Source organism: Stenotrophomonas lacuserhaii, from assembly GCF_014836545.1.
Lineage (GTDB): Bacteria > Pseudomonadota > Gammaproteobacteria > Xanthomonadales > Xanthomonadaceae > Stenotrophomonas > Stenotrophomonas lacuserhaii.
The window spans coordinates 24,376-42,317 of the sequence record NZ_JACSQS010000004.1; the positions used below are offsets into that span (position 1 = coordinate 24,376).

At 66.4% G+C, this 17,942-nt stretch carries 13 protein-coding genes; 5 read left to right on the plus strand and 8 right to left on the minus strand.

The window, feature by feature from the left end; all coding sequences use genetic code 11:
• Positions 1 to 435: 435 nt before the first annotated feature.
• The 6 genes from H9654_RS05595 to H9654_RS05620 form a co-directional block, all read right to left on the minus strand.
• Positions 436 to 2,721, minus strand: a complete 2,286-nt coding sequence (locus tag H9654_RS05595; protein ID WP_191769681.1) for a TonB-dependent receptor — start codon at positions 2,719 to 2,721, stop codon at positions 436 to 438.
• 240 nt (positions 2,722 to 2,961) lie between these two features.
• Entirely contained in the window at positions 2,962 to 3,216 is a 255-nt protein-coding gene (locus tag H9654_RS17930; protein WP_191769683.1) for a hypothetical protein, read from the minus strand.
• 125 nt (positions 3,217 to 3,341) lie between these two features.
• Entirely contained in the window at positions 3,342 to 4,094 is a 753-nt protein-coding gene (locus H9654_RS05605; protein WP_191769685.1) for a protein-glutamine glutaminase family protein, read from the minus strand.
• 575 nt (positions 4,095 to 4,669) lie between these two features.
• Positions 4,670 to 5,410 (minus strand): acetoacetyl-CoA reductase, encoded by a 741-nt coding sequence (gene phbB / locus H9654_RS05610; protein ID WP_191769687.1) that lies wholly within the window; start codon positions 5,408 to 5,410, stop codon positions 4,670 to 4,672.
• Between the two features lie 31 nt (positions 5,411 to 5,441).
• Positions 5,442 to 6,770, minus strand: a complete 1,329-nt coding sequence (locus H9654_RS05615; RefSeq protein WP_101099034.1) for a CitMHS family transporter — start codon at positions 6,768 to 6,770, stop codon at positions 5,442 to 5,444.
• A gap of 56 nt (positions 6,771 to 6,826) precedes the next feature.
• Entirely contained in the window at positions 6,827 to 7,984 is a 1,158-nt protein-coding gene (locus tag H9654_RS05620; protein ID WP_191769689.1) for an OprO/OprP family phosphate-selective porin, read from the minus strand.
• 504 nt (positions 7,985 to 8,488) lie between these two features.
• Between H9654_RS05620 and H9654_RS05625 the strand changes: the two genes are divergently transcribed.
• Genes H9654_RS05625 through H9654_RS05640 form a run of 4 tightly spaced genes read left to right on the plus strand, consistent with a single transcriptional unit; the run spans position 8,489 to position 12,334 of the window.
• Positions 8,489 to 9,187 (plus strand): response regulator transcription factor, encoded by a 699-nt coding sequence (locus tag H9654_RS05625; protein ID WP_182657571.1) that lies wholly within the window; start codon positions 8,489 to 8,491, stop codon positions 9,185 to 9,187.
• The gene (locus tag H9654_RS05630) at positions 9,174 to 10,568 is read left to right on the plus strand and encodes a sensor histidine kinase (RefSeq protein WP_191769691.1); all 1,395 of its coding nucleotides are present in this window, start codon (positions 9,174 to 9,176) and stop codon (positions 10,566 to 10,568) included. Before H9654_RS05625 ends, H9654_RS05630 begins: the two co-directional genes overlap by 14 nt.
• Positions 10,565 to 11,665, plus strand: a complete 1,101-nt coding sequence (locus H9654_RS05635) for an ABC transporter substrate-binding protein (protein WP_191769693.1) — start codon at positions 10,565 to 10,567, stop codon at positions 11,663 to 11,665. Before H9654_RS05630 ends, H9654_RS05635 begins: the two co-directional genes overlap by 4 nt.
• 21 nt (positions 11,666 to 11,686) lie before the next feature.
• A complete protein-coding gene (locus H9654_RS05640; protein WP_042614680.1) occupies positions 11,687 to 12,334 on the plus strand; it encodes a response regulator in 648 nt (215 codons plus the stop codon).
• Positions 12,335 to 12,452: 118 nt separating this feature from the next.
• Here the strand turns inward: H9654_RS05640 and H9654_RS05645 are convergent, their stop codons facing one another.
• On the minus strand, positions 12,453 to 15,101 hold the full coding sequence (locus H9654_RS05645) for a hybrid sensor histidine kinase/response regulator (protein WP_191769695.1): 2,649 nt from the start codon (positions 15,099 to 15,101) through the stop codon (positions 12,453 to 12,455).
• A gap of 57 nt (positions 15,102 to 15,158) precedes the next feature.
• Positions 15,159 to 16,319: an OprO/OprP family phosphate-selective porin gene (locus tag H9654_RS05650; RefSeq protein WP_042614682.1), complete on the minus strand. Its 1,161-nt coding sequence runs from the start codon at positions 16,317 to 16,319 to the stop codon at positions 15,159 to 15,161.
• 235 nt (positions 16,320 to 16,554) lie between these two features.
• Between H9654_RS05650 and H9654_RS05655 the strand changes: the two genes are divergently transcribed.
• Positions 16,555 to 17,898 carry a dicarboxylate/amino acid:cation symporter gene (locus H9654_RS05655; protein ID WP_191769697.1) on the plus strand — a complete coding sequence of 448 codons (1,344 nt, stop codon included), beginning with the start codon at positions 16,555 to 16,557 and terminating at the stop codon, positions 17,896 to 17,898.
• Positions 17,899 to 17,942: the final 44 nt, after the last annotated feature.

Sequence of the window (17,942 nt, forward strand, 5' to 3'; positions counted from 1 at the left end):
CCCCCCCCCCCCCCCCCCCCCCCCCCCCCCCCCCCCCCCCCCCCCCCCCCCCCGCCGCCCTGACAGATTCCGGTGGCCGCCCGCCACGTAAAAAAAAAGAAAAAGCGGTAGCGCCGAGCCATGCTCGGCGGCTTCTGCTTCTGCTTCTGCTTCTGCTTCTGCTTCTGCTCCTGCTTCTGCTCTTCTCCTCCCCCAACCCGGCGGCGGCAGCGTACTGTCCGGAGGCGGGGGAGGGTGATGCGCGGGACGCTGAGCCGCATGGGTCGGGCGCATGCGCCCGACGGGTTGGGCAGGAGCCCAACCCCGGTCTTGCCGTGTGCGCAGGACAGCGCACACGAGCAAGCGGCGACGCAGCCTCCAAGGACGGATTCACGGCGTGTCCCGCGCATTACCCTCCCCCGCCTCAACCCATGACCCAACGCGCCACGCCGAAGCCTAGAAATCCACCCCCACCGTCATGAATACCTGCCGCGGCGCGCTCGCATGGATCGCGTAGCGGGTGCCGGTCGGATCGGTCGGCGCGAACGAACTCAACTGCCCTGCGTAGCGCTTGTTGGTCAGGTTGGTGGCGTTGAGCGATACCTGGATGTCGCGCAGGCCCATACCCGGGCCGAACGAATAGCCGAGGCCTGCATCGAAAGTGGTCACGCCCGGTACCGACTGGTCATTGGTATAGGTGTAATAGCGCTTACCGGTGTACTTGGCGCGCACGCTGGCGAAGAAGCCGTCGCGGTTCCAGCTCAGTTCGCTGGAGGCCATCCGCTGCGGCGTATCGACGGTGATCTTTCCCGCCACCGGTACGATCGCACCACCGGAGGTGTAGTCGTCCTCGTAGGTGGTCTTGTTCCACGACAGCGCGTTGTACCACTGCAGGCCGTCGACCGGCTTGAGGATGAAGGTCAGTTCGGCGCCCTGGCTCTTCACCGAACCGACGTTGATGAAGCGGGTGATGCATTCCGGCCGCGTGCCGACTTCGATGCTGGTGCAGGGATTGAGCGACAGCAGGCGGTTGTCGAACATCACGTGGTAGGCCGCCAGCGAAGCCTGGTACTTTTCGCCGAAGCGACGGAAGCCTGCTTCGAAGGTGCGCGACTTCTCCGGTTCCAGGTCGTCGACGCTGGCAGCGAAGGACTCCGGCGATACCTGCAGCGGGCCACCGCTGCCGCCACCAACGAAGGCAGCGATGTTCTCCGCATACGAGGCGAACACTTCCTGTTGCGGGCTCAGCTTGAAGCTGACGCCGGCCTGCGGCAGCACCGATTCCTTGGCCGTCAAGGTGCCGGAGGCATAGCTGGATTCGGTGCCCGGTTTTGCGCGGGCAGTCATGCGCGTGTTGGGGCTCTTGATGCCCACGTCCACTGTCATCCGGTTGTCCAGGAAACGCATGCGGTCCTGCACATAGAACTGACGCGTACGGATATCGAAGTCCTGGTCGAACAGGCGGCGGTCCGGGTGGTTGAGGTAGGTGTCATCCAGGAACGGGCCGTCGATGTAGTAGAAATTGCGTTCGACGTTATGGTCGTTCTTCTCGTACCACAGTCCGGCCTCCAGCTCGTGGACGCCGAGGTTCCAGGTCAATGCCGCGGTCAGGCCCTGGCGGTTGATGGTGTAGTTGGTGCTGCGGATCGAGATGGGAAGCTCGCGATCGGTGCCCGGATGGGACGGCTGGCCTGGGGCCCACCAATGGCCTTGCCCGCGGTTGTCGTGGTGGTAAGCCAGCAGCTTCAGGCCGGCGCTGTCGCCGAGCTTGACGTCGGCATCCAGCGAGTACAGGTTGTCGTCGCGCAACGCGCGGCTCTGGTAGTACGCATCGTCGATGCTGTTGACGCCGCCGCTGAACGCACAGCGTGCCGGATCACGCGTAGCCGGCGCGCAGTAGGCCGCAGCGACGGCACGCTCCCAGTCGGGTGCATAGATGTTCCAGTCGTAGCCCAGGCCGCGTTCGAGCATGCTCTTGGACAGGTAGGCATAGTTCGCCTGGCTGGCGCGCGAGGTCGCGGCGAACGCACCGAAACGGTTGTCCCCCACATGCCAGACGGCCTTGGCGTTGAACTGTCGCGTCGTCTGGTTCTGATAGGGCGCCGCCCACATGTCCGCGTCCTGGTGTACGCCGGACACATAGGCGGAGAACCCTTTGATGTCCCCGGTGTCCACACGCAGGTAGCCACGGCGCTGACCGTCATCGCCTGCGGTAATGCTGGCACGCCCGCCTAATTCAGTGGACGGGTCCATCGAGAAGTACTGGATCGCACCACCGAGGTTGCTGGTGGACGCCACGCCCAGCGACCCGATGCCCTGCGACAGCTCGGCACCGGCCAGGTTCTCGGCGATCAAGGCGCGGGCAATGCTGAGTCCGTTGTAATTGCCGTAGCTGTTGTCACCCAGCGGGATGCCGTCCAGCGTATAGCCGAGGCGACTCTTGTCGAAGCCGCGCAGGCTGATGGTCTGCGACTCTTCGTTGGCACCAAAGGCATCGTTGGATTGCACGGAAACGCCGGGCAGGCGATCGAGGATCTTCTGCCCGCTGGTGCCGGGCGGCAGGACCTGCTTGTCCACGGCGGTGATGCGCTGCACCTGGCGGGTTTCACCCTGGCCGATCACCGACACGGCATCCAGCGTCTGCGCGGTGACGGCGGTATCGGCGTTGGATTCGCCGGCGGCGTGGGCGTTGGCGGCGCAAAGCGCGATCGCCACGGCAATCGTCAGGTGTCGGGTCTGCATGTCGTTCCGTTGCATGAGGGGAAAGGCCTGCGGGCTGCAGGTCACCAACCACTATGCGAAGCGGAAATGACGGCTTTTTGACGGTGAAGCGTAGAATGCGTGCAACTGCGACGGCGTTCGCTTAATGTTCGGCGAGCGCACCGGCAGAGGCGTGACGATCAACGCAGGCTGCGCAACAACCCTCTCCGGCCCGTTCGGACAAACGGCGCCCTCGCAGCGACGCTTTCGCTTTCTGCACCGTCAGGCCGGCGTCGCCATCAGTCCCTTGGCCCCCCAGTAGCGAATCGTCCGCTTGAGGTTCCAAACCATCGTTCCGATGTGGGCGAGCTGTTTGACGATGACCACAGCATCGGCCGCGACGAGGCCGATCCCGAGCCGTCGCCGGCAGGTAGCCGCCAACATCTGGATCGCTGGCAGTCGGGGCTGGAACGAGCGGCGAGGGTGGGGGACCATCGCATTGGACATGGCAGCAGGCCATGCGGCGGGAACGCTCACGGTGCTCGTCGGTACACCCGGTGACCGGTGACCGGTGGCCGGCCATGGCCGACTGGCGTGGCGCGCGATAGCGGGTTGACGTGCCGCGGGGCCTTGCCCGGCGTGATCGGATGACGGGCGTGACGTCATCGGTCGTTGACCAGAGTTTCCAGCGGATCACGTCCTTGCTCGATCTCCGAATTCCATTCTGCATTAAGGAATCCACGGGCCAGCAGCGCCAGATGCTTGTCGGGATAGGGCGTGGCGCCCGCGCAGGGGTGGGAGTCGTAGAACGTATCGGCGCTGCACACAGCGATCCGCATGCGCGCCCTGCTCCCTGGCTGGTTCGGCGCGGCAGTGGCCAGGGTATCCAGATACGCGTCCAGCGGCAGCGGGGTGGCGGGTGACAGCGAAGGATCCAGCACCAGGACATCTTTACCCACTCGTGCAATCGGTGTCACATGGAATTCTATGAACTCTTCGGTGGAATCCTCAGGGTGGTCCTGCAAAATGAAGAGTTTCTGCAGCGGTTCCTCAAGCAGCTTCTCCTGGAGATGCCGGTTGAACAGTTCGGCACGTACGTAGCAGCCGTTGACGAAGTAGCGCCAGGGGATCTTGCGCATGTAAGTGGTGCCATCTTCATGCTGCCATGGCAGGAAGTGGTCACGCGAGGTGGCGAAGACCGTGTCATTGAACGTGGCGATATCGCTGCCGTGCCAAGGGCGCACCATGGCGCCCATGTAGGCGATACCTGCGGCGTCCGCGCGCACGGCCGTTGCTGCTGCGCTGGGCGGGGCATTGACGGATGGTGGCTGTGCCACCGATATCGTCGTGACGGTCAGCAGAAGCATCGAACCAAGCGCCTTCAGCAGATGCTGCTTCGTGGGTGCTGATCTCATCTTGATTCTCCTGTATGGCACTCGATGCGATGCCGCACAGGGAATGTAGGCCGGCGCTGGGCGTCGTGCGTATCTGAATTATTGAAATTTTCCATCCAAACAGTGCAGCCGCTTGGTTGGGGTTATCTACCGCAGGGGTATGTGATTCGATGCACTGTGCTGCGCTGTTCGGCATCACAGTGTTGTCGCCTGTCATCAAAAACGAAAAAAGCGTTCCGCTGTGACATGAGCCCAGCGGACGCAGCATGTGCGGGTCGAATGCGACAAGGCGCCAGTGGCGTCGGGTTACGTTCGGCGAGCACAGCGGCAAGGGCGTGACGACCAACGCAGGTCGTGCAGTAAGTCCCGCCTTCACGGCGAGTGGCGAAATTATCGCCATTGTTTGCCCCGTTACGTGAGATCTGCATCGTTTGCTGGACTGCACACGCGCCAGGTCTCGCGTAGCTCGACCGAGCCGGGAGTCTTACACAGCCTGCAACGGTCGTCACCCACCAACAGCAGGAGCAGACAGCCAGCGGCCCTCACTACCGAGGGACGGCGAGCGCAGCGCCACCCATCGGATCCGCCCGGCTGCATCACCCCATGTACAGACCGCCGTTGACCGCGTGGTCCGCACCGGTCACGTACGCCGCTTCATCTGATGCCAGCCAGCCGCACAGCGCGGCCACTTCTTCCGGCTTGCCGAGACGACGGATCGGCACCGAGGCGGCCAGCCGGTCCAGCACGTCCGGCGGGAAGCTGCTGATCGCCTGGCTGGCGATGTAGCCCGGTGAGATGGTGTTGACCGTGACCCCACGGGCGGCGACCTCCGCGGCCAGCGCGCGGCTGAAACCGTACATCGCCGCCTTCGCCGTGGCGAAGTTGACCTGGCCGATCTGGCCCTTGTGCGCGCTGACCGAACCGATGTTGATGATGCGTCCCCAGCCGCGCGTGGCCATGCCGTCGACCACTTGCTTGGTGATGTTGAACAGCGAGTTGAGGTTGGAGGCCATCACCGCATTCCAGTCATCGGCGCTCATCTGGCGGAACAGCACATCGCGGCTGCCGCCGGAATTGTTGACCAGTACATCGACCTCGCCGACTTCGGCGCGCACCTTGGTGAAGGCAGACGCGGTGGAGCTCCAATCGGTTGCGTTGCCTTCGGAGGCGATGAAGTCGAAGCCGAGGTCACGCTGCTCGCGCAGCCAGCCGGCCTTGCGCGGTGAGTTCGGCGCACAGCCGGCCACCACCGTGTGGCCCGATCGTGCCAGGGTCTGGCATATCGCAGTGCCGACACTGCCCATGCCACTGGTTACGTATGCGATGCGAAGGGTCATCGGGTTCTCCTGGTGATGTAGCAGGGCCGCATCAGGCGGCCAGCGGGTACAGCGCGAACAGCAGGCTGCCGGCCATCAGCAGCAGGGAGATCATCACCGCCCATTTCAGGGTGAACTTCTGGTGGTCGGCGAACTCCACCTTGGCCAGCCCGACCAGCAGGTAGGTCGAGGGCACCAGCGGGCTGAGCAGGTGCACCGGCTGGCCTGCCAGCGAAGCGCGGGCCATTTCCACCGGCGTGATGCCGTAGTTGCCGGCGGCCTCGGACAGGATCGGCAGCACGCCGAAGTAGAAGGCATCGTTGGACATGAAGAAGGTGAACGGCATCGAGGCCAGCGCGGTGATCACCGCCAGGTACGGGCCCCAGCTTTCCGGGATGATTGCCAGGAAGCTGTGCGACATCGCTTCGACCATGCCGGTGTTGTTGAGGATGCCGGTGAAGATGCCGGCGGCGAAGATCAGCGAGACCACCGACAGCACATTGCCGGCATGGTTGACCACGCGACGGCGCTGCTCGGCAAGGTTCGGGTAGTTGATCACCAGCGCAATGGCGAAGCCCACCATGAACAGGATCGGCATCGGCAGCAGGCCCATGATCAACGCGGCCATCAGCGCAGCGGTCAGGCCGAAGTTGACCCACAGCAGCTTCGGGCGCTTGATGTCTTCGGCATCTTCGACGGTCGGCAGCGCATCGCCATCGTCGGACACGCTGGAGTCCATCCACGAGCCGCCCTGCGGCAGGGTGACCACGCCCAGGCGACGGCGCTCCTTCATGCCCAGGTACCACGCCAGCAGCAGGATGCCGGCACACGCGATCACCATCGAAGGAATAAGGGGCACGAACACGTCGGCCGGGTCCACGTGCAGCGCGGTGGCTGCACGCGCGGTCGGCCCGCCCCACGGAGTGAGGTTCATCACCCCGCCGGCCAGGATGGTCACGCAGGTCATGTTCAAGGCATTCATGCCCAGCCGCCGGTAGAGCGGCAGCATCGCTGAGACCGTGATCATGTACGTCGTCGAGCCATCGCCATCCAGCGAGATCAGCATCGCCAGCACGGCGGTACCCATGACGATCTTCAGCGGATCGCCCTTGACCACGTTGAGGATGATCCGCACCAGCGGATCGAACAGGCCGGCATCGATCATCACCCCGAAGTACAGGATGGCGAACATCAGCATGACGCCGGTGGGCGCGATCTTCTTGATGCCGTCGAGCATCATTTCATCGATGCCGGCGCCGAAGCCGCCCAGCAGCGCGAAGATGATCGGGATGGTGATCAGGGCGACCAGCGGCGACAGTCGCTTGCTCATGATCAAGTACATGAACGTAATGACCATGCCAAAGCCGAGGATGCTGAGCATCATCTGCGGACTCCTTGCGGGTTAGTGCGGAAGGGGGAGGGGAGAGCGGGGGAGCGTCAGAAATCGAACTGGAGGCGGCCGGTGACCGCGCGCGTGCGGTCGACGGTGACGTCGGCCAGGCGGTCGCGGTTGCGGCTTTCGATCAGGTTGAGCATGAAGCGCAGGTTGTCGCGCAGGTACCAGTTGCCAGCAAGTGTCCAGGCCTCGGTGCTGCCGTCGCGCAGGTCCGGCAGGCCGACCAGGTGCTGGTCACCGCGCATCTGGTCGTAGCGCAGCGCCAGTTCGAAGGCGCCGGCCGTGTGGCGGATGTCCTTGATGCGGGCGAAGCGACCGGTCCTGCGATCGTAGCCGCGCGATTCACCGGTCACGAACCAGCTCAGCATGCCGTAGCCGGCCAGCACCTTGCCGCGCTGCAGGCCATCGTCGAACGTGGCGCCGCTGAACTCGCCCTGCCAGGACCACGGCCCACGCACCTGCGCGTACTCCAGCGACCACTTGTCCACGTCGGTATCGCGGCCTGCGGAGAAATCGACCAGGGTCAGGCGGCTCTCATCGGACAGGTGGCCGGCGGGGCGCGGACGGATGCGCAGCCCGGGGGCACCGCTGGCGCCGGGGTTGTCATACAGCTCGCGTGCCGCCGAGACGCCAAGGTGCAGCACGTCGCCGGCAGCGGGACTCGGCGCCCACGTGGCACGGCCACCGGCGGCGCGGCCCTTGACCTGCCAGGCATCGATGCTTTCCAGGCTGTACAGGCTGGCCGCCCAGGTGAAGTCGCCCGGATTGGCCTGCCAGGAAGCGCCCAGCCGGTACAGCGGCGCCAGCGAGGTGCCCGCGTTGCCGCGTTCCAGGAAGCTGCCGTAGTTGGAACCGGTGCGGTCATCGAGCGAGAAGTACTGCTTGAACTGACCGACGGTGAGCCGGCCGGCGTCGCCGAAGCTGCGGCTCAGGTACACATCCTTGGCTTCAACGCGGTCGCCGGAGAAGTCGGCTTCCATCTTGTAGTCGACCACGAAAAGCTTGCCGGATACGTCAAGCCACGCACGCCGCACCTCGGTGTCATCCTTGTTCGGCGTGCCACGTCCATCGTTGTCGAAGCTGGCGAAATCCAGGTGCAGGCGCCCACCGATCTCGGCGGTGACCGGCCGGTCATCGTCGGCGGCAAAGACCGGCGCAGCAGCAAACACGGCACAGGCCGCCACCGCGCACGACCCCATGTTCGACCAACGAACAGAAAATACTTCCACAAACCCTCCCAGGTGCGCGCCCGGCGCGCGGCCAACGTGGGCACCCGGAACGGATGCGAGGCCGCAGTCTCGACCCAGCAAGCTGTCATTCACCTGTCAGCGGTTTGTGCAGCGCAGCGAAACCCCCGCGATTCCGCCCGCCGAGCATGGCTATGCCGGGCACCCTGCGGGCCGTCGCACGCGAGGTTGGCAGCGGCTCCTTCCGCTGCCTTCGGCGCTACCGCTCTTTTTTTCAACGCGGCTGGCGGTCACCGGAACCTGTCAGGGCGACGGGTGGGTGGGGTTGGCAGGACCGTCTGTTGCCATGGATGGCAACAGCGAGCCCCCAAGGACGGGTTCACGGCGTGGCCTGCCAACCGCACCCACCCGTCGCCAACCCCGTAATCCGGCAAGCCTGCACGCCGCGAGGGGCATCACCCGTCTCACCCACCCCCCGTGCGTTAGCATCTCCATTCCCCCGTACCCGACAACCGCATGCGCCTGCTGCTGGTCGAAGACAACCCGGACCTCGCCGATGCCATCATCCGCCGCATGCGCCGCAACGGCCACGCCGTGGACTGGCAGTCCGATGGGCTGGCCGCCGCCAGCGTCCTGCGCTACCAGAGGTTCGACCTGGTGGTGCTGGACATCGGCCTGCCCAAGCTGGACGGCCTGCGCGTGCTGGCTGGCATGCGCGAGCGCGGTGACAGCACTCCGGTACTGATGCTCACCGCTCGAGACGGCATCGAAGACCGCGTGCAGGCGCTGGACGTGGGCGCCGATGACTACCTCGGCAAGCCGTTTGATTTCCGCGAATTCGAAGCGCGCTGCCGCGTGCTGCTGCGACGCGCGCGCGGCCAGGCCAGCGAACTGGTGCAGATCGGCGGGTTCCAGTTCGACAACGCCGCACACCGCGTCAGCGTGGACGGCGAACTGATCGAACTGCCCAACCGCGAATTCCGCCTGCTGGAGATATTGGTCGGCCGGCTGGGACAGGTGGTCGGCAAGGACGAAATAGGCAACGGGCTGTTTGGTTTCGACGACGAAGCCGGGCCGAATGCCATCGAACTGTATGTCGGTCGGCTGCGCCGCAAGCTGGCTTCCGCGCCGCTGCGCATCGTCACCGTGCGCGGCGTGGGGTACATGCTGGAAGCGGTGGACGCGACCGACGGGGGTAGCGATGCGCCCGCGTGAGCGGCAGCGGCCGGCGTCGCTGCGGCGGACCCTGACCCTGTACCTGGGCGCGCTGCTGGCGGTGTTCGCCGTGGCTTTGTTGTTCGCCGCGCGGGATTACGGCCAACGCGCGGCGAACCGTTCCTACGACCATCTCCTGGTGTCTTCGGCGCTGTCCATCGCCGATTCGGTGGCGCTGGTCGACGGACAGTGGCAGGTCGACCTGCCCTATGCCGCGCTGGACCTGCTGGCGATGGCACCGGAGGACCGGGTGTTCTACCGCGTGGCCGACAGCCGCGGCATGCTGATCACCGGTTATGGGGACCTGCCGTCCGCGCCGCACAGTGCGAAGCCATCCGGCGACGCCCCGGCTTTGTTCGATGCATCCTACAGCGGGGAAACCGTACGTTTCGTGGTCGTGGCGCGCAACCTTTCATCGCCCTCGGCGCAGGGCGAGGTACAGGTGCAGGTCGGGCAGACCCGGCGTGCGCGCGAAGCGCTTGCGCAGGAGATGGTGAACCGCGCGCTGCTGGCCATCACCGTGCTGTCTTTGTTGTCGCTGGCGCTGGTCGGTGTCGGTGTGCACCGTGCCTTCCGTCCACTGGTGCGGGTGGAACGTGAGCTTTCGCGGCGAGAACCATCGGACCTGCGTCCGCTGGACGCGCACGTGCCTCGCGAGATGGACCAGATGGTCGCCGCGCTCAACCGCTTCATGGGCCGGTTGTCGACCAGCAACGAAACCCTGCGTTCGTTCATGGCCGAGGCCGCGCACCAGATGCGCACGCCGCTGGCGGCGCTGCGCGCGCAGGCGCAGCTGGCGCTGGATGACGAAGAGCCCGAAGACATGCGGCGCAGCCTGCTGGCGATCGAACGCAACGCCAGCCACATGAGCCGGCTGCTCAACCAGCTGCTCAGCGACGCCAGCGTGATCCATCGCGCCAACCTGCAGCGCTATGCGCCGGTCGACCTTGCCGAAGCGATCCACCAGGCGCTGCACGAGGCCGTGCCGCAGGTCGAGCCGATCCCACGCGTGCACCTTGCAATGAGCACCGGGCCGGTGTGGGTGCAGGGCGACGCGCTGCTGCTGCGCGAAGCGATCAAGAACCTGATCGACAACGCCATCAAGTACAGCGCGGCGGCCCCGTTGCAGGTAGCGTTGACCGTTGATGGCGACAAGGCCGTGCTGACCATCGCCGACCACGGTCCGGGCATCGCCCCGGGCGATGCCGAACGGGTATTCGACCGCTTCGCGCGTGGCGAAGGTGCCGCTGCCGGTGGGGCCGGACTGGGGCTTGCCATCGTCAAGCGCGTGGTGGATGCGCACGGTGGGCGGATTGATCTTTCCAACCGTCGCGAAGGGGGCCTGGTGGCCACCATCGTGCTGCCCCGGAGTCCTGCATGATCCGACTGTTTGCCCTTTTCGCCCTGCTGCTGTCCATGCAGGACGCCGCTGCCGCACCCGGCGACGTGCAGCGTTTCGCCGCCACCGGCCCGGCCAACGCGCACCTGCGCATCCATGGCTCGACCGACATCGAAGTATTCGCCGTGGTGATCGCCGACTACCAGCGCCTGCATCCGGGAACGGAAGTGGTGTACGAAGACATCATCACCCAGGACCTGCATGCGCGCTTCCTTCGCCAACGGAAGGGGGCCGCCTCGGCCGACCTGCTGATCTCCAGTGGCATGGACCTGCAGGCCAGGCTGGTCAACGACGGGCATGCATCGGCGCACCGCTCGCCACAGACAGAGGCGCTGCCGGCGTGGGCGCAGTGGCGCAGCGAGGCCTTCGGCATCAGCTACGAGCCGGTGGCGATGGTCTACAACACCCGCACGCTGCCTGCCGCGCGCGTGCCGCGGACGCGGCGACAACTGCTGGACCTGTTGCGCGCGCCGGATGCGCCGCTGCGTGGGCGTGTTGGAACCTATGACATCAACCGCAGCAGCGTGGGCTACCTGCTGGCCACGCAGGATGCGCAGCGCGGCAGCATGGCCGGCGCGCTGCTGGGCGCGCTCGGCGACAACCAGGTGCTGCTGGAAGAGCGTACCGGCGTGCTGCTGGACAAGGTCAGCAGCGGCGAGCTGTCGCTGGTCTACAACGTGCTCGGCTCCTACGCGCAGGCGCGCATCGATGACGGCGAGCCGCTGGGCATCGTCGAACCGCAGGATTACACCCTGGTGATGCTGCGTACCGCGCTGATTCCGCGCAACGCGCGCAACAGTGCCGAGGCACGGCGCTTCCTGGACTATCTGCTGTCCCCGCGCGGCCAGCAGGTGCTGTCCCGCGAAGCCCGGCTGATGCCCATCGTGCGGGGGGGCGCGGGCCGCAACGGCAGCCCGGAGCGCAACCTGCGGCCGATCCAGCTCGGGCCTGGATTGCTGGTCTACCTCGATGCATTGAAGCGGCGGCAATTCCTGGACGCATGGAACAGCAGCATGCGTCCGGCGCGCCAGCCGGTATCGATGCAAGGGCGGCGTGGCCCGGCAGCCCCAGCCGACTGAAGTCGGCTCTACAATGCGCGCATGAGCGAACTGAACCTGCTGGTTGCCGACGACCATCCCCTGCTGCGCGCTGCCGTGGTCCATTCGCTGCGGCAGGGCCTGCCGCAGGTCAACGTGCGCGAAGTCGCCAGTGCCGAAGCGCTGGAACAGGCGCTGGACCAGCACCCCGACGTGGACCTGGTGCTGCTGGACCTGACCATGCCCGGCGCGCACGGGTTTTCAGCGCTGCTGCACGTGCGTGGCGCGCATCCGGACATCCCGGTGGTGATCCTTTCTTCCAATGACCACCCGCGCGTCATCCGCCGCGCGCAGCAATTCGGCGCCGCCGGTTTCATCCCCAAATCGGTGCCGCCGGAGACCATCGGCGAGGCGGTGGCGGCCGTGCTCGATGGGGGGCTGTGGTTCCCTGCGATGGCGGCCGAGCGATCCGATGCCGATGCACTGCTGGCCAGCCGCCTTGCGCAGCTCACGCCGCAGCAGTTCCGCGTGCTGCTGTGCCTGGCCGATGGGCTGCTGAACAAACAGATCGCCTACACGCTGGGGCTTGCCGAGAACACGGTGAAGGTGCATGTCACCGCGATCCTGAAAAAGCTGGAATGCCACAGCCGCACGCAGGCCGCGGTGCTGGTGAAGGCGCTTGAGCCGGAAGGGGACGCCGGACTGGTGTAAGGCAGGCACCCGGTGCCTGATGCCCTGGTAGCGCCGAGCCATGCTCGGCGGAAGCGTGGCCGCGCGCTGCGCCGCTGCGCTCGCCGACCATGGGTCGGCGCTACCCCTTTGACCGGCGCTACCCGCGGTGGCGCAGCAGCAACTGGGTCATCAGCGCACGCAGCGCGGGTGGGCGCACCGGTTTGGCCAGGAAGCCCCAGCCGTTGTCGGCGGCCAGCGCCCTGAGCGCGTCATCGCCTTCGGCGGTGACCAGCACTACCGGCGGCCGCGCCTGCCAGCGTTCGCACAGCGCCTCATACAGCGTCGGCCCATGGAACTCGCCCATGCGTACGTCCAGCAGCAACAGCTCCGGTGCGTGCCCGGCGTGGGCAGCATCCAGCGCGGCCTGGGGGCCTTCGGACTGCTCGACATCGCAGCCCCATTTTTCCAGCAGGGCACGCGTGGCAGCGCTGACATGCGCATCGTCATCGATGGCCCATACCCGGCGTCCACGCAGTGGACTGTCTGCCGTGGTCTCCACCACCACCGGCGCGTGCACCATCACCGAGGCCACCACCTCATCCGCCCGGCCCAGTGGCACGGCCACTTCGAACATCGTGCCGCTGCCCAGCACCGAGCGCAACCGGATCGGATGCCCCAGCAGTCGCCCGATCCGTTCGACGATCGCCAGCCCCAGTCCGGTGCCGCGTTCCTGGCCATCATGCAGGCGGCGGAATTCTTCGAAGATTTCCTTGTGCAGGCTTTCCGGGATGCCCGGGCCCTGGTCGTGGACCTGGATCCACAGGCGGCTGCCTTCGCGGCGGCAGCCCAGCAGCACGCGGCCACGTTGGGTATAGCGCAGCGCATTGGACAGGAAATTCTGCAGGATGCGCCGCAGCAGGGCCTCGTCGCTGACCACTACGGCGCCGGTGGCGACCCAGTGCAACTGCAGTCCACGGCCTTCGGCGGCGATGCCGAACTCGCGGGCCAGCGTCTCCAGCAGCGGGTTCAGCGCGAAAGCCCGCACCCGCGTCTGCAGGCTGCCCGATTCCAGCCGGGAGATGTCCAGCAGGCTGACCAGGATCGCATCCTGCGCCGACAGCGCCGCTTCGATGTGGTCGGCGGTCTGCTGCTGTTCGCCATCGGCCAGCTTGCCGCGCAGTACCGACACGAACATGCGCGCGGCGTTCAACGGCTGCAGCAGGTCATGCACGGCCGAGGCGACGAAGCGGGTCTTGTAGCGGTTGGCCTGCTCGGCCTCGCGCCGCGCCTCGTCCAGGTCGTGGGTGCGCTCGGCCACGCGGTGTTCCAGCGCATCGGCCAGCGAGCGAAGCTCGCGCGCGGCGTTCTTGTAGCTGGTGATATCGGCATAGCTGGTGACGAAGCCGCCGTCGGGCAGCGGGTTGCCGCGGATTTCCAGCACGGTGCCGTCGTCTTTCTCGCTTTCGCGCATGTGCGGGCGGCCGCTGCGCAGGTGGTTGAGGCGGCGTTCGATGGCTTCGTCGATGGGCCCTGGCCCGAGCAGGCCGCGACGCGCGTTGAAGCGGAAAATCTCCTCGATCGGCCGCCCCACCTGCACCAGTCCGGGCGGGAAGCGGAACAGCTCCAGGTAGCGCGAATTCCAGGCGACCAGTTGCTGCTGGCTGTCGATGATCACCACGCCCTGCGGCAGGTGTTCCAGGCTGCGGCTCAGCCCGCGGTCGGCATCCTGGGCGGCCTGCAGCAGGCCATCCTGCGCGCTGCGCAGTTCCTGGGCATGCTGCTTGAGCAGGATTTCCAGTTCGCGCCGGCTGCGCTGGCGATGCGCCGAAAGGCGTCGCCGCTGCTGCACGAACAGCACCAGGAAACCCAGCGCCAACCATGCCGCACCGCCGCCAATGGCCGCACTGCGGGCCACCGCGCCGGCCGCGCTGGCATCGTGCAGCAGGTGCAGGTGCCAGTTTTCTTCGGGCAGGTCGATGGTCTGCCACAGCAGCGGGCGGGGCATTGCCGGATCGGCCATGCGCACGATCCGGCCACCGTCATCCAGCACCCGCTCGGTGCGCGCGCGCAGCGGCTGCAGCGAGCGGTCTGCGTACTGGCGGCTGGCCAGCATCTCGCTGCGCTCTTCCCTGCCCAGCGTCCGCAGCAGGCGGTAACGCCAGGGATCCTGGTTGGACAGGAACACCACGTCGTGGTCGTCGCTGGCCAGCACGATGTCCGGGCTGGCCACCCATTCCTGTTCCAGCGCGGACAGTTCGATCTTGATCACCACCACGCCCAGACGGGTGCCGTCGGCAGCGTCGATGGCGTGGGACAGGAAATAACCGGGCACGCCGGTGGTCATGCCGATGCCGTAGAAACGGCCGTGGCCGGCCGCCATCGCCTGCAGGTAATACGGCCGGTAGCTGTAGTCTTCGCCGACGTTGGTTGAGGGCTGGTCCCAGTTGCTGGCCGCCACCGCCACGCCATCGCGCCCGACCAGGGTCAGGGTGGACGCACGGGTCACCTGGTTGGCCTGGGACAGCTTCAGGTTCAATCGCTGGCGGTCGGCGGGATCGGGCGCGCTGCGCAGCGCGGCAAGCAGGTCCGGATCCAGTGCCATCACCTGCGGCAGGGTGCCGAAGCGGTCGATCCGCTGCTGCAGCCCCTGTCCGTAGAGCTGCAGCTGGCGCCGCACCTGCGCGCTTTCACCGGCCAACGCACGCTGCCCGGCGAAATGCCCGGCCGATACCGCGCACAGTGCGGTCCCGCCGATCATCACCAGCAGGGTCATGGCCAGCTTGCGGTAGCGGCCGAGCCGGTACATGCGGACAGAGTCTAAGGGCAGAGCGGGTCGATGACCCGCTCAGTCACCCGGCCCGGCTCAGAAATGCATCTGGGCGCGGACTTCGAAGATTTCCGGCTTGGTATGCACGCCGCGACGGCTGGCATCGGCCTTGATGTAGTTGGCCTGGAACTTGAAGTGGCTGGTCAGGTACCAGTTGGCACCCAGGGTCCAGTTGTGTTCACGGCCACCGAGCACGTCGGCGTCGTCCAGGTCCAGCCGGCTGTAGCGCGCCAGCACTTCCACCGCGCCGTAGTCACGCGCCGGCTTGACGTTGGACACGCTGCCGCTGCTGTAGCCGCGCGATTCGCCGGTCAGCACCCAGCTGCCCATCACGTACTGGCCGTTGCCGGTGTAATCCGGCTTGCCTTCGCGGGTGATGGTGGCCTGCAACGCTTCGGCCTGGACCGAGAACGGGCCGCGGATGAAGATGCCTTCCAGACCGGCGCGGTTGACCTTGTCGGCGGTGACCAGCGCACCGGAATCGACCAGGCGAAGGTCGGTCAGGCCGGCCTCCGGACGCGCGCGGAAACGCGCGGTCGCTTCGTGGTGCACGTCGCGGCCATCACGCCAGCCACGCGGGTTTTCCTGCGACAGCGCCAGGCCCAGGTGCAGCACGTTGGCTTCGGCCTTGACCGGCGTCCACACCGCACGCACCGCCTGCATGGTGCCGGGGTTGTCGCCCTGCAGGTCCTTGCCACCGTACAGGCCGGCCTGCAGCAGGTAGGCCGGGCGCTCCAGCATCCAGTCCACGCCGGTACGGCGACCGGCGTAGAAGGCCTGCACCGGCATCGCGAATTCCATGAAGCTGCCGGCGCGCGAGCTGGTCACCGCATCCAGGCCGACCGGGGTCTTCATGTAACCGAAGCGGAACTTGCCGATGTCCTGGCCGACGAACGCCTTGCTTTCCAGGCGCAGGTACACGTCCAGCCAGGTATCGGACTGGAAGTCGTAGTACACCATGGCGTCATACACGCCCTTCTTCTTCAGCGTGGCGCCGAATTCCTTGCGGCGCACGGCATCGGCGTTTTCGATGTCGCCGGAGAAGTTGTTCCAGTCGTAGGCGATGTTGCCGGTGGCGGCCAGCTCGGTGCCATCAGCGAACGACACCTTGGTCGGCCAGTTGTCAAAACCGGCGGCGTTGGCCAGCAGCGGGCTGGCGGCCAGGGACAGGGCAAGCAGGGTCGGGGTCATTCGCATGGGACGGCGGATCTCTATTCGGGAAAGGTGGAGCTACACGATCACCCGGCGGGGCGGGGTCGTTGCGACCGGCGCAGTGTAGGGGCAGAAACGCCCTTCGGGCAGCCTGAACCGGGGGGGTAGTACCAATAGGTTATCTGCTGATGCGTCCGCGCGGCGTACAAAGGGCGCCATCCGATGCTGCGTCACCTGTTCTTCGTAGCGTTGCCGTCATCAGTCCCTTCCGGAGCCCGCCATGCACGTTCCCGCCGCTTCCCCGGTGCCGACCAAGCCGCTGCCGTTCTATCGCCAGCTGTATTTCCAGGTGGTGGTCGCCATCATCCTGGGTGCCGTCCTTGGCCACTACGAGCCGCTGGTCGGCGAAAAGATGAAGCCGCTGGGTGATGCATTCATCAACCTGGTGAAGATGATCATCGCCCCGGTCATCTTCCTGACCATCGTCACCGGCATCGCCGGCATGACCCACCTGCGCACCGTGGGCCGGGTCTTCGCCAAGGCGATGGCGTACTTCATGTTCTTCTCCACGCTGGCACTGGTGGTGGGCATGATCGTGGCGCACGTGGTGCAGCCGGGCGCAGGCATGAACATCAACCCGGCCGACCTGGACCAGACCGCGGTCAACAGCTACGTGCAGAAGTCGCATGAGCTCACCCTGGTCGGCTTCGCGATGGACATCATCCCCAAGACGCTGGTCAGCGCGTTCGTGGATGGCAACATCCTGCAGGTGCTGTTCGTGGCGGTGCTGTTCGGCATCGCGCTGGCGCTGGTGGGCGAGAAGGGCAAGCCGGTGCTGAACTTCCTGGAGGCGCTGGTCGCCCCGGTGTTCAAGCTGGTGCATATCCTGATGCGCGCCGCCCCGATCGGTGCCTTCGGCGCCATCGCCTTCACCATCGGCAAGTATGGCGTCGGCTCGCTGATCAACCTGGCCTGGCTGGTCGGCTCGTTCTACCTGACCGCCTTCCTGTTCGTGGTGGTGATCCTGGGCGCGGTGGCCCGCCTCTGCGGCTTCTCGGTGTTCAAGCTGGCGCGCTACCTGAAGGCCGAACTGCTGCTGGTGCTGGGCACGTCCTCTTCCGAGTCCGCGCTGCCCTCGCTGATGGAAAAGATGGAACGCGCCGGCTGCAGCAAGTCGGTGGTCGGCCTGGTGGTTCCCACCGGCTATTCGTTCAACCTGGACGGCACCAACATCTACATGACCCTGGCGGCGCTGTTCATCGCCCAGGCCACCAACACCGAGCTGAGCCTGGGGCACCAGATCGCCCTGCTGCTGGTGGCGATGCTGAGCTCCAAGGGCGCCGCCGGCGTCACCGGTGCCGGCTTCATCACCCTTGCCGCGACGCTGGCCGTGGTGCCGGAAGTGCCGGTGGCCGGCATGGCGCTGATCCTCGGCGTGGACCGCTTCATGAGCGAGTGCCGCTCGCTGACCAACTTCATCGGCAACGCGGTGGCCACCGTGGTGGTCTCGCGCTGGGAAGGCGCACTGGACCGCGACCGCCTGAAGCTGGCGCTGGATGGCCGCGAAAGTGAGCTTCCGGCGCCGGTCGATGCTGCCCTGCCGCTCGCCTCTGCCAAGATCTGACCCTTCCACGTCAGGATGCGGGGCCCGTCAGCAATGACGTGGCC